Genomic DNA, 12723 nt, shown 5'->3' on the forward strand with positions numbered 1-12723 from the left:
GCTAATACTTGCTGTTGCCAAGCATTCATTGCAACGCGAATCACCTCTTTTATGAAATCAACAAATTCAGGCTTACTGAGTTGATTATGAAAGGGTTTATATTGCACATCAGTTTCTGTTAACTTTACAAAATAACGGTGTAAATCAGCGACGGTATCAACTGATTTATCACCCAAAGCGGTGATCAGTGACATTAATAACTCAAAGGGTTTGATAACTCTTTTCCGATTGCAAAAATTAACGTTTTTACCTATTTCATTAATTTTTAATTCACCAAGGACTTTTGTTATTTGTTGTAACTCAGTATTATCTATACACATGCTCTGATTTGCTCTTGATATTGGTTTGGCGATTACTATCAGATCAAATTCAGAGCATGTTTTCAATGTATTTTTTTCTTAAGATCCAACCTATGAATAAAAACTAACTTTAAAATCTGAAGTTCAGACAGCTTGTTACAAATGAAGTTCAACACCCACTTTAGCGGTCTCAGAAAATAAGCTATATGAAATGAAAGTATGAGCAAAATAACCCACAAAAAAATGATAAGCGAAAGTAAGAAATAAAAGTAATGAAATGGGCGTCACTTATAATGAACTTGTAGAGGTCGATTCACTAAATCCATGTTTTTATATTCATCTAATAAACCGACATCCACTCCTATCGGCTTTTGACTATCACGATCTTCTGCCTGTGAATTTGATTGATAAGCAGCATTCATACGCTGCTTCTTGAGTAATGGTAAATTATCTAGCAGTTCTTCAGGGAACTCAACACCTTGTTGCTTTGATAATATTGCTTCATTGGTGATTAACTGTTTAAAGCGAATATCAATTAACTTCTTTTGTTGTAAATCATTATTTAATTCAGCTAATAATTTTTCTGATGGACCTTCATTAACTAAGGGCTGTGGATTAGGTAATTCAAAGTACGCGCGTAAATCAGTTGTTTTTTTCAGTAAGTTTTCTTCTGATTTTATTTCAAACTGAGCGAAGTCTCGAGCGTCATCTGACAAAAAGCTTAATAGCAGATTAAATTTATCACGCGCACCACTATGGACAGCAGTATTTAACTGTTGCCCTAGCTGCCATTCGTTGATAACGATCTGTTGATTAAGATGCTCAATATTCATACGAAAAAATACTTTCTCACGCTTGTTATTTAATAAAGTATTCTATTTATCGGCAACAACCTGATTTTATTTAATGTTTTTTCAATTTTAATCTTCACAAGCGATCATTTTCTGATATTATGCATCTCGAAATAACGGAGGGGTTCCCGAGTGGCCAAAGGGAACAGATTGTAAATCTGTCGCGAAAGCTTCGGTGGTTCGAATCCACCTCCCTCCACCATTTCATCTTCAAATAACTTGAGGCCATCAAGTTTCAATACTCTTCTTAGATATTCCAAATATTGTTGTTTAAACTACAAACCACCTCATGATAAATTGACTTTTTTGCTATTTTTATGACTTTTAAAAAGTTATTTATGAACAAAAATACTCTACAATCCTAGTCATACCAATCATATTAAATAGCATTTCTATTTTAACTGTTAACAAAACCGAATTTTGATTATAAATTTACAATATATAACAATAGCTTACATTAATTTATGTCCTGAATTTAATTGTTGCTTCGGTATTAAATTGAGAAGATACACTTAATATAATGAGTCTCATAATTTTACAGCACTAGCTTTTTTGCTATTACAACACTGCTTTCTACAGGCATTTTTAATGGCACTTTTCTGTTAAGTGAAAATATACTATTTAAGGTAATCGCTAATATGCTCTTTTTCTCGTTAACCTTTACAGCGTATTCAGTTATTAACATGAGTTTTTCTTAGTCTTTTTTGAATTTTTAGCCTTTTGTTTAACTTGGCCGGTACCCATTATGTTTCATTATCATGATAAAAAAATCTTAATAGTAGATGATCAAAAAGCATTTCATGTGATGCTTAAAGCCATGTTAACCAACCAAGGTGCCAAAAATATTACGTTTGTCGATACCATCGAACAAGCCGTTAAAATAGCAAATGTGGTTAAATTCGATATTTACCTTTTAGATTACAACTTAGGCTCTGGGAAAAATGGCGTACAGCTATTGGATTATTTAAAGAAAAACGATCTCATACCAGACCATGCTCTGTGCTTTATTATCACAGGTGATAGTAACAAAAGAATGGTCTTAACAGCGATTGAAAAGTCACCCGACGATTACCTAATGAAGCCTTTTTCTCCTGTTCAATTAAGCACTCGCTTAACCGCAGCAACACATCGTAAAGTAATGCTACAAGCCATTTATAGAGCGATTGCAGATAAGAAATACGAATTAGCTATCTCACTGTGTAAGCAAAAAATTGACCAAGCCCCCGAGTATAGAAACCTATGTAAAAACTTACTCGCAGAAATATATATTCAAACTGAAGACTTTGAGAATGCGGATCGTATTTTAAAACCTTTAATTGAACTGAGACCGTTAGTGCGTCCTTGTATAAGCTTAGGAAGATCCTATTTTCTGCAAAAAGAATATAAAAAATCAATTCAGATATTAACGCGCTTGATAGAAGACTCTCCATTACAAATGGAAGCTTACGGATGGCTGGCCCGCTCATATAAAAGAGACGGTCAATTAAGTAATGCGTTGAATATATTAACTAAAGCGGCGAATACCACTCACCATAGTATTGAACGTCATCAAGAAGTGGCCTTATTAGCGAATGAAATGGAGGAGTATGTTGTCATGCTCAATAGTTACTACTCTATTTTACATTTAAGCCGTAGCTCTTTTTACCCTGATCCTTGCCATCTTGCTAACTACTTACGCAGTATTATTGATTTAGCGAAACAAGAAAAAGACATAGGAGAACGAAGACTCATATTGAAAAAAGTGTCTTCAGCTCTATATCAAAGCCGTTTTGAAGAAGGAAAAAATAAAGACTTTAATTTTAATGGCTTCGATGAAATATATCAGGCTAATGTTCATTTCGCACTGAATGAGCCACTTAAAGCGAAACGACGTATATTAAGTACCTTAAAGAATACCAATCAAGCAGTTATCGATTTTGATACGACCTTTTTAATAGAAAGCGCATTCTCGTTATTAAATATCGGTGAGTTTGATGAGGCAGAACCGCTCTTAGAAGAGCTCAAACAACGACATATTATTGACCCAACGACAGCCATTAATATTAAGAAACATACTGGTGATTTATTAAAGCAACGCATTGAAAACTTTAAAGGCTACAATAAAGCAGGCATTGAATTTTTTACAGCCAACGAATATCAAGCTGCATTAGATAGTTTTGAAAGAGCGTTAATATTAGAGCCACTTAATTCAGGTGCCATATTAAATCGTTCTCAAGTGCTTATTCATATGCTACAAGAAAAACCTGTTAATAAAGATGAGTTAATAGCACAATTTCAAAGTAGTATTGCCTTATTAAACAACACTCATTTGCCAGAAATGCATGCGGAGCGATTAAATGCGTTACGTCATGAACTCAAAAAGATTAAAGGGGTAGCGTAAAATTTTCGCACCACCTTTTATATCTAATTAAATTAAGTCACTTTATTAAAGAATCAATATTAGACGCAGAAGCATGCTGACATAATCAATTAATAAGTGACTTTGATATTAAAAAATCCCTCAAAGAGACTTAAGCTAATGTTTTAGAAGGACCAAATACTTCATAAAATATTTGATCATCATTAACATCTAATGCTTTCAATTGTTTATATACTGCTTTCATCATCGCTAATGGCCCACAGATATAAAACTCAGCGCCTGTTAATGGTAAGTCTGCTTGAATCGCATCAATATTAATAAGACCTTGATGGGTATTCTGTGCTTTAGATGACACTTCAATATTTTCATAAAAAGTATGAGCTTGTACTTTCCCAGAAGCCGCTAATACATCTAATTTACCCTTAAATGCATGGTGTAATTCATCCAATGCGCCATGTACAAAATGTGTTTCACGTGATGGAGTTTGAGCCGTTAATGTTTCTAACATGGCTTGCATTGGTGTAATACCTACTCCACCGCTGATTAGGACGACTGGACGTTGTGTTTCCTGTAATACAAACTCACCATAAGGATTAGAAACTTGTATCGTACCGCCTTGTTCAAGTTTCTCATGTAAGTAGTTAGAAATTAAACCATCGCCCTGTTCATTCTGCTCTTTTTTAACGGAAATACGATAGCCCGCGTGATCAAACGCGCCAGATAAACTGTATTGACGAATTTGATGATTTGGAGCACCTTCAGGATGTAAATGTAACGCGATATATTGACCTGCTTTATATGAAGAGACTTTACCTTGGTCGCTAGGTTGCAAGTAAAAAGAGGTAATTAAGGGTGTTTCCTGCTGTTTTTTTACCACGGTAAATTCACGTGTTGCTGACCATCCGCCCTCTTTTTCTGCACTCTCTTGGTATAGTTCTTTCTCTCTTTCAATAAACACATTAGCCAAGATACCGTAACCACTAGCCCAAGCTGAAATAACTTCTTCACCTGGATTTAATATTTCTTTAATTGACTCTAATAAAGCAGCGCCAACTAATGGATAATGTTCAGGCTTAATACCTAAACTTGCATGCTTTTGGGCGATTCGTTCAACATCCCCTAAAATAACTGATAAATTATCAACATATTTTGCAAATGCATAAACGGCCATGGCTAACGCTTGTTTTTGATTACCGCTTTTTTGATTGGTCATATTAAAAATATTTTTTAGTTCAGGATTTTTCTCTAATAATATTTGGTAAAAACGCCCAGTAATTTGCTCTCCGTATTCAGCTAACGCAGGTGCACTTGATTTTATAATTCTAATTTCATTGTCAGTTAACATAACTCGCCCTTTAAGTTGCATTTAAAATACTTATTTAAATTTATAACTCGCATATTAAATACTTATTTCAAAAGATGCAAATAAAATGCATAATTAAAAAACTAAAAATAGCTTCTACGCTACAATAGAAAATATCGATATTAAAACGAAAATAAACCAATAAAAAAGAAGACGGTTCGCTATCCATAAAACGTAGCTTAACGATGAAAATAAAAGGATATACAATGAAAAGGTCGAAACATTGCAATTAACTAAGCATACGGATTATGCAATTCGTGTTTTAATTTACCTCAATACGCAGCTTGAACGAGAGTCATTATCTAAAGCGACAGATATTGCTACACTTTTTGGTATCTCATTTAATCATTTAACCAAAGTTGTGCACCATTTAGGGAAAGCAGGATTTATTCAAACGGTGAGAGGAAAAAGTGGTGGTATTAAATTAGCTAAACCCGCTGATTTAATTAACTTAGGTGACGTTGTTGCAATCATGGAGAACACGCTTGACCCCATCAATTGTGCAGAACCCCCTTGTCGATTACAAAGTGTTTGCCTTGTTAAGCCAATTTTAAATAAAGCCATGCAGGCATTTCTAGATGAATTAAATAAACACACCTTAGCTGATATCTGCCTTGCAAAAAGTAACGATGTGTGGACATTGGATCTCCATGCCCCTATTAAACTTTAATGTCACTATCGTTTTAGTATCGTCTGAACCGAAGCAAAGAGCATCAAAATACTATTTCAATACTTGTCGAGCATAGCTAATAACTTGCTCACTCAGCTCCTGCATTAATTCCCCACCTAATTGCCAACAATGCCAGTACAAAGGAACACGTACTTTATGATCAGGCAAAATATCCACCAGCAGCCCGCTTTTTAAATGTGCTTCAACACTAAAATGACTATTAAAACTATAGGCGCCGCTGGCTAACGTTAAATCAACAAACGCTTCTGATGAACGTATCGTATGACAAGGGTATTGCCCCATTTCCAAATCAAAATGTTCTCGTAAAAAAGCTAAATGCATATCGTCATATTGATCAAAAGACATTGCTGGCGCATGTTGCAGAGTTTGCCTATTAACGCCTTGTTTAAAGAAGCGCGCTATAAAGTCAGGACTGGCAACACAGATATATTCCATATAACCTAAGAAATGGCTATCGCTACCACTAATCGCTTTTGCTTTACTGCTTAAACAAGCCAGTGCTTCTCCACTACGCATTCTTTCCCAAGTCGTCGTCTCATCTTGAACAAATAAGTTTAATTGAATATTTTTACTTTGTAATAACGGACTTAATGCAGTAATTAACCAACTTGCCAAACTATCTGCATTAACCGCTAACGGCAGCGTTTGTGCTTGATTGCTTTGTAAATCTAACTGTTGATTGAGCTCCATCTCTAATTGTAGAACACGTTGATAGTGCCCTAATAATAAACGCCCTAAATGCGAAGCTTGTGGTGGTGTTGAACGGATCAATAACGGCTCACCAAAATGCTTCTCAAGTAATTTTATACGTTGAGATACTGCCGATTGCGTAATAAAAAGACGTTGTGCAGCGCGATCGAAACTTTGTTCCATCACCACGGCATCTAAGGCTTTTAACAGTTTATAATCAACATTACTTAAATCCATACCATCACAGCCTTAATTTAAAAATCATATTATTAGGAATTTAAAGCGAGTACATTAGTCAACATCGCCAGCTGCGTTAGTAACGTAGATCCGCTGACATTAACAATATTTACACGCCACATTAGAAATTTTAATTAAACATTAAATTTATTAGCTACACTAACAGTTCAAATGAAATTATAGTAGCCCTCTCTTTTTGACCACCTATCTATTATGAGTATCTATGTTCAGCACTTACTTTACCGGTTTAACCTTAATGGCGACCTTAATTATGCCAATTGGCATGCAGAATGCGTTTGTATTAAATCAAGGGATCCGTCGGCAACATCATTTGTTTGTGGCGACATTTTGCTCTCTTGCCGATGCTATTTTTATGTCCGTCGGAGTATGGGGAGGCGCGAAGGTATTTACTACTTTCCCATGGCTGTTAACCAGTATTGGCGTACTCGGTGCAATTTTTATGTTCTATTATGGTTCTTTATGTTTTAAGAGTGCGTTTGCAGGTGGTAATAATTTACAAACTGACGACAAGAATAGAAACTTCAAAGCGATCGTATTAGCTTGTTGTGCATTTACAATTTTAAATCCACATGTGTACATTGATACCATTGTTATATTAGGTGGATTTGCTGCTAACTTAACTACTGAACAGCGTCCTTGGTTTGTATTCGGGGGTGTAAGTGCTTCATTTATTTGGTTCTTTGGGTTGTCTTTATTGGGTCAAAAATTGGCACCTATTTTATCTAAGCCTAAAAGCCAACAAATTATCGACTTTGTTATTGCTATTATGATGTGGGTGATTGCAGCTTATTTACTATATTATGTTGTCACAAATTAAATGATTACTTTAAAAAATCAACGTAATCACAATGCTATTACTGCACTAATACTATTAGTGTAGTAATAGCTAAAAGATAAAAGTTAAAAAATAAAAGGAAGTCACCCGTGAGCAATCTATCAAACACACGTAATGTCAGAGTCAATGAAGTCGATATATTACGAGGTATGGCGATTGTATTAATGGTGATATTTCACTTTTGCTATAACCTTGCGGCTTTCGACTGGTTAGATATAAGCACCAATAAAGATATTGAATGGCGTGTATTTAGAGCCGTTATTGTATCTGGTTTTTTATTAGCGGTAGGCATGAGCAGTTATTTAGTCTATTCAAAACACGTCAACTTAATCAAACTAAGTAAAGCAGTGGCGAAATTAATTACCGTCGCTTTACTGTTAACGGTCGGTAGTTTATTTATGTACCCGAATGCGTGGGTATATTTTGGCATCATTCATTTTATTGCAGTGGCTTTGCCCATCTCAGTGATATTTTCGCGATTCCCCACTGTTGCATTAATTATTGGCGTTGCATGTTTAGCCGCTTACCAATTAGATTGGATAAGTATGCGACCTATCTGGTTGTGGTCAGTAGAGCACTTATCTATACCACGAAAAACCACTGATTTAGTCAGTTTTATCCCTTGGATTTCTCCTGTATTAATTGGTATCTATTTGATGCACAAGTCGTTATTTAATATCAAAATAAAAGATAATGTTATCAGTAATAAACTCGCCTTTCTTGGACGACACTCATTAGCAATTTATCTCATTCATCAACCTATCATGTACGGTGCAATGCTAGCCATTAGTAAACTATAAAAGCTATTTATATCGCCGTCATTAATATATCTGCATATATAGTAGTAAATATAGTTACAAACATAGTAGTCAAAATAGTGGTAAGCTTTGCCACCGTTTAAAATAAAAAAACGGCTAGTTATAGTAAAAATATAACGACACGTTACAATCTAAAAATCAAAATAACTATTTATTTACTCATTAGGAACTCTATTTTGCATAGTATTGCACAACTTAAAGCAGGAAAATTAACAGGCATTAAGCGCTTACAACTATCCGAAAATTTAACGGAATTTCCAATGGAGATTCTCACCTTAGCAGATAGCTTAGAAATATTAGATTTATCAAATAATCAATTAAGTACCTTGCCTGATGAAATAAAACAACTCATTAATCTCAAGATTATTTTTGTTTCTAATAATTGCTTTAAAGTACTCCCAACGGCCTTAGGTGGCTGTCCATTATTAGAAATGGTTGGTTTTAAATCAAACCAGATCCAAGAAGTACCCGCTGAATCATTACCACACCAACTACGTTGGTTAATTTTGACTGATAATCAAATAACCAGTTTGCCAGAAGCATTAGGCGAGCGAACGCGTTTACAGAAACTCGCCCTTGCAGGAAACCAACTGAGTCGATTACCAAAAAGTACCGATCAGCTAGTTAACCTAGAGTTATTGCGTATTTCTGCAAACCAGATGTTAGCTTTTCCGATACAACTATTAATTCTGCCTAAGTTAGCTTGGTTGGCTTTTTCTGGTAATCCATTCTGTGAAACGGATGTAGAGATAAAATCAGTTCCTAAAGTTGCTTCGACAGATTACCGTTTATTAGAAGTATTAGGGCAAGGCGCATCAGGCATCATTTATCAAGCTAATTGGACTGATACCGCGAATCAAGAAAATACTTTTCCAGAAGATATTGCAGTTAAAGTATTTAAAGGGGAAGTCACTAGCGATGGGTATCCTCAAGATGAGTTACAAGCTTGTTTAAAATTAGGTAATCATAAAAACCTAGTGAAATCAGTCGCACAAGTAAATGAAAGTCATTATTTAGCATTGGTAATGGAGTTGATTCCAACTCACTTTAAAAACTTGGGGTTACCACCAGATTTTCAAACCTGTACGCGTGATACTTTTGAATCCGGTTTTAGTTTATCGATTAATAGTATTAAAAAAATAGTAGAACAGATGCAACAAGTGTTTGAGCATTTACATAATAACCAAGTGTGTCATGGCGACCTTTATGCGCACAATACCTTGTTTGATCAGCAATCAAATATTATTTTTGGTGACTTTGGCGCAGCCAGTATGTACCACATGCTGCTACCCGTCGTTAAAGAGAGTATTAAAGAAATAGAACAGCGTGCACTGATGCATTTTATTGATGACTTATTAAAGGTTTGTGACGTTGAAGATAAAAAGTCATCAGACTATAAAACGCTAAAAGCGTTAGTCGATGTATAAGTGGGTTGGAATATAAAAAGTATTTAGATATAAAGCTAACGACTTGAACCTAAACTAAAAATAAATCGAAAAAAGCCTAACCAGTTTAACTGGTTAGGCTTTTTCATTGATAAGCTATTAGCAGTGATAGTGTCGACTAACGTAGATCGTCAACCACCGCTAGCATTGCGACTAATGAAGCTTCGCCTAATTTAACAGAACGCTCTGGTGACCACCCCATGGTTGGGTCGGGTACATTATCATTATCTTTAAATGGCATTTCTAATGTATTTGCAAGGCAATCGAAATGCTCAGCAACCCAGTTTGTTGCGACCGTCATATTCGCTTTACCCGGTGCATCAACGTCATAACCGAAATCAGACTGGAAATCTGCACTAGCGAGTTTGAATACTTCAGAGAATCGTTCACGTAATGTAGCCAAACGATCGTTATAACTTGGTGTCCCTTCAGATCCCGCTAAAAAGACAAAAGGTAATGCCTCATCACCATGCACATCATAAAAGAGGTCAACGCCAGTTTCTTTCATTTTATTAATCACATGAAATACTTCAGGGCTTTTATCTAAGCTTGGATTTAACCATTCACGATTTAAGTTAATACCTGCAGCGTTAGTACGTAAATGACCACGTACACTTCCATCAGGGTTCATGTTAGGCACGATATAGAAGTTTGCTTTATCCAACAGCAATTTACCTGTCGCATTATCACTGTCTAACAAACTATGCATCAAACCATCAACTAACCATTCAGCCATTGTCTCACCAGGATGTTGACGTGCAGTGATCCAGATATTGCGTTTATTAGTATCGCCGTCGCCAATTTTAACTAACGTTAAATCGCGTTTATCTAATGTTTCACCTAGATGCTCAAGGCTCACAAGTGGGTGCATTTGTACGGCAGCAAGCAGGTCTTGATGACGTTCATAACTGTAAGGTGCAAAGTAAGCAATTTGAATAGTTTCACAATCCATATCAGCTACAATCGTTAACTTCCCCTCTTTATAGAATGTTGGTAAACGGAACCAATGCTGGCGATCATAAGAAGCCACCGCTTGATAATTGTCCCAACCTTCAAGATAAGAAGCTTCGCCGGCATTAAGAATATTAAGAATATATTGTTCGCCTACTTCACCGTCGATACGAAAGTTAAACCATTGAAAAAACTCTTCGCCAACATCGGGACGAATAGCCAATTGAATATCTTTTTTATCGTCTAAATTAATAACCTCAATATTGCCTGCATCGAAATTAGCAGTGATACGCATAGCTTTTCCTTAATTAATATTTTACGAGTTCCTCTGAGCATAAACGATCCTAAACAAACAACAAAGCAGAGTTAATCGATGACTGACAATTTAAGCGAATAACGGCAGTTGAGTGAGTGATTCAGAACCGAATTAGCATCCATGATCTAGTGAGTCATAACCTAAGCACAGCCATTCACAATACTTTATCTTTCCAATAAAAGAATTTATTAATAAACTCTATCGGTGTTTTTCAAGACAGTGGTACTAGAAATACCAATATAAAGGAACGGTAACGTAAAAAATGTAGACCCTTATTAAACGGACTGATATTAATGCAATAGCGTTGTGTAATTTAAGACAAGGAAAGCAAATGAATAAGGTCAACACTATCCAAGGCTCATGTCATTGTGAAGCCGTTCAGTTTGAAATTAAAACAGATTTTATCGAACTGACAACATGCGATTGCTCTATTTGCATCAGGAAAAATGCATTGATGGTAAAAGTGCATGAAAGTGCCATGCATATTATGACAGGGAAGGAGTATCTAACCACCTATCAGTTCCATACGAACACTGCAGAACATTACTTTTGTAAGGTGTGTGGTATATACCCTTTTCACCGTAAGCGAGTAACGCCTGATTATTTTGGCGTTAATGTATTTTGTTTAAAAGAATTGGATTTAAAAGGCATTGATTTAGAAGATATTCCTATTCGTTCTACCGTTGGCGCAGGAATGAAGTGAAGCCTTAATAAAGCTTGTTACAATGAGCAAACGTCATATTCTGGATCCAGCTATAGGCTTATGCAATTTGGCTGTGCCCTAGCTCACAATGCAATAAAAAACGAATGATTGATCCATAAAACCAGACTAAATCCACGCTATTAACTTAACATTCATGTTATTTTTTAATAAATACTACAATACCACATAAGGTTATTTTAATGAAAAAACAACTACTTGCTATCTCAACACTCATGGCAATCTCTTCTTTTACCAATGCAAATGTTCAGTTTTCAGATCAAGATGGCGCATTAGGTGAGCCAGCTAACTACACGCAATTTCAACATGTTTTAACTGAATCTGAGCTACAAATTTCAGATGCTGAAGGCAAAAAAGGGAACAAAGAATATTTTGCATTAGATGGTGACTTTAGTGGGATTGTTAATCAATATTTCTACGTTGATAAAAAAAGTGAAGCACTTGTTTTCAAAATGAAAAATGACCACCTTCGCAACGAAGTCCGCGTTCATAAAAATTTCCGCACTGATTTACCCAATAAGCTTTATACATTAAGCGCTGAAGTTGAAATGATTGATCCGGTTGGTTCAATGAAAAAATCAGACTCTAAACAAAATGAAATTACATTCCTACAAGTACACAACAAAGGGTTGGATAACCAAGGCACGCATAATGTGCCACATCCCCTACTTCGTGTTGTTTGGAAAGAAGATGCTAATTCAGTAAAAGGCCACTTCTGGGCATTAATTAAAAATAATGCAGTGATTTGTAAAGGGTCGTTTGGTAAAAAGAATAAAGATAAAGAGATGTGTAAAGCAGATGTTGCTTACAAAAAGTATGATTTAGGTAAAGCCCCATTAAATAAAGCAACCGCTTTTGACATCACTGTCGGCAATAAACAACTACTAATTAATGTAGATGGTAAACGTATTGTTGAACATGATATTGATTACTGGCGCCACCTGTTAAGCTACTTTAAAGCAGGCGTATACAATCAATTTACCAATGGTATGAGTGAAGCGCACTTTTATAAGCTTGAATATAAAGCGTCAGACACTAAATAAACTTAATGACCAATCACAATAAAACTAATCACAATAAATAGCTTAAAGGCTTAACTCACAAAATAGGCTCGCCATTAAATAAT

General features: G+C 35.4%; 11 protein-coding genes, 1 tRNA gene and 1 pseudogene. 8 read left to right on the forward strand and 5 right to left on the reverse strand.

Annotation, left to right across the window (positions count from 1 at the left end):
- Positions 1-320, reverse strand: a pseudogene (locus tag Q0794_RS04685) (IS4 family transposase); the annotation flags it as partial.
- 263 nt (positions 321-583) lie between these two features.
- The gene (locus Q0794_RS04690) at positions 584-1132 is read right to left on the reverse strand and encodes a VC2046/SO_2500 family protein (RefSeq protein WP_298940560.1); all 549 of its coding nucleotides are present in this window, start codon (positions 1130-1132) and stop codon (positions 584-586) included.
- Positions 1133-1268: 136 nt separating this feature from the next.
- On the opposite strand from Q0794_RS04690, the gene Q0794_RS04695 reads away from it, so the two are divergent.
- Positions 1269-1352: transfer RNA gene (locus Q0794_RS04695), tRNA-Tyr, on the forward strand.
- Positions 1353-1895: 543 nt separating this feature from the next.
- Positions 1896-3530, forward strand: a complete 1635-nt coding sequence (locus tag Q0794_RS04700) for a response regulator (RefSeq protein WP_298940561.1) — start codon at positions 1896-1898, stop codon at positions 3528-3530.
- Positions 3531-3660: 130 nt separating this feature from the next.
- On the opposite strand, the gene hmpA is transcribed toward Q0794_RS04700, so the two are convergent.
- Positions 3661-4854 carry an NO-inducible flavohemoprotein gene (hmpA, locus tag Q0794_RS04705; RefSeq protein WP_366522507.1) on the reverse strand — a complete coding sequence of 398 codons (1194 nt, stop codon included), beginning with the start codon at positions 4852-4854 and terminating at the stop codon, positions 3661-3663.
- A gap of 241 nt (positions 4855-5095) precedes the next feature.
- Between hmpA and Q0794_RS04710 the strand changes: the two genes are divergently transcribed.
- A complete protein-coding gene (locus Q0794_RS04710; protein ID WP_298940563.1) occupies positions 5096-5542 on the forward strand; it encodes an Rrf2 family transcriptional regulator in 447 nt (148 codons plus the stop codon).
- Between the two features lie 51 nt (positions 5543-5593).
- Here Q0794_RS04710 and Q0794_RS04715 read toward each other — a convergent pair whose 3' ends face one another.
- Positions 5594-6490: a LysR family transcriptional regulator ArgP gene (locus Q0794_RS04715; RefSeq protein WP_298940564.1), complete on the reverse strand. Its 897-nt coding sequence runs from the start codon at positions 6488-6490 to the stop codon at positions 5594-5596.
- A gap of 223 nt (positions 6491-6713) precedes the next feature.
- Between Q0794_RS04715 and Q0794_RS04720 the strand changes: the two genes are divergently transcribed.
- The 3 genes from Q0794_RS04720 to Q0794_RS04730 all read left to right on the forward strand — a co-directional run bounded on the left by Q0794_RS04720 (position 6714) and on the right by Q0794_RS04730 (position 9591).
- Positions 6714-7328: a LysE/ArgO family amino acid transporter gene (locus Q0794_RS04720; RefSeq protein ID WP_298940565.1), complete on the forward strand. Its 615-nt coding sequence runs from the start codon at positions 6714-6716 to the stop codon at positions 7326-7328.
- 107 nt (positions 7329-7435) lie between these two features.
- Positions 7436-8146, forward strand: a complete 711-nt coding sequence (locus tag Q0794_RS04725; protein WP_298940566.1) for a heparan-alpha-glucosaminide N-acetyltransferase — start codon at positions 7436-7438, stop codon at positions 8144-8146.
- 194 nt (positions 8147-8340) lie between these two features.
- Positions 8341-9591 (forward strand): leucine-rich repeat-containing protein kinase family protein, encoded by a 1251-nt coding sequence (locus tag Q0794_RS04730; protein ID WP_298940567.1) that lies wholly within the window; start codon positions 8341-8343, stop codon positions 9589-9591.
- 136 nt (positions 9592-9727) lie between these two features.
- On the opposite strand, the gene Q0794_RS04735 is transcribed toward Q0794_RS04730, so the two are convergent.
- Positions 9728-10855 (reverse strand): M14-type cytosolic carboxypeptidase, encoded by a 1128-nt coding sequence (locus tag Q0794_RS04735; protein WP_298940568.1) that lies wholly within the window; start codon positions 10853-10855, stop codon positions 9728-9730.
- A 352-nt stretch (positions 10856-11207) separates the two neighbouring features.
- On the opposite strand from Q0794_RS04735, the gene Q0794_RS04740 reads away from it, so the two are divergent.
- Entirely contained in the window at positions 11208-11579 is a 372-nt protein-coding gene (locus tag Q0794_RS04740) for a GFA family protein (RefSeq protein WP_298940570.1), read from the forward strand.
- Positions 11580-11779: 200 nt separating this feature from the next.
- Positions 11780-12640 (forward strand): polysaccharide lyase family 7 protein, encoded by an 861-nt coding sequence (locus Q0794_RS04745; RefSeq protein WP_298940571.1) that lies wholly within the window; start codon positions 11780-11782, stop codon positions 12638-12640.
- Positions 12641-12723: the final 83 nt, after the last annotated feature.

The organism is uncultured Psychromonas sp. (assembly GCF_947489755.1).
In the GTDB taxonomy this organism is placed as follows: domain Bacteria; phylum Pseudomonadota; class Gammaproteobacteria; order Enterobacterales; family Psychromonadaceae; genus Psychromonas.

Bases quoted from the DNA above. Each gene is read 5' to 3' on its own strand.
- Q0794_RS04690 (WP_298940560.1), bottom strand. From the start codon at position 1,132: ATGAATATTGAGCATCTTAATCAACAGATCGTTATCAACGAATGGCAG.
- Q0794_RS04740 (WP_298940570.1), top strand. From the start codon at position 11,208: ATGAATAAGGTCAACACTATCCAAGGCTCATGTCATTGTGAAGCCGTT.
- Q0794_RS04735 (WP_298940568.1), bottom strand. From the start codon at position 10,855: ATGCGTATCACTGCTAATTTCGATGCAGGCAATATTGAGGTTATTAAT.
- Q0794_RS04700 (WP_298940561.1), top strand. From the start codon at position 1,896: ATGTTTCATTATCATGATAAAAAAATCTTAATAGTAGATGATCAAAAA.
- Q0794_RS04745 (WP_298940571.1), top strand. From the start codon at position 11,780: ATGAAAAAACAACTACTTGCTATCTCAACACTCATGGCAATCTCTTCT.
- Q0794_RS04720 (WP_298940565.1), top strand. From the start codon at position 6,714: ATGTTCAGCACTTACTTTACCGGTTTAACCTTAATGGCGACCTTAATT.
- Q0794_RS04715 (WP_298940564.1), bottom strand. From the start codon at position 6,490: ATGGATTTAAGTAATGTTGATTATAAACTGTTAAAAGCCTTAGATGCC.
- hmpA (WP_366522507.1), bottom strand. From the start codon at position 4,854: ATGTTAACTGACAATGAAATTAGAATTATAAAATCAAGTGCACCTGCG.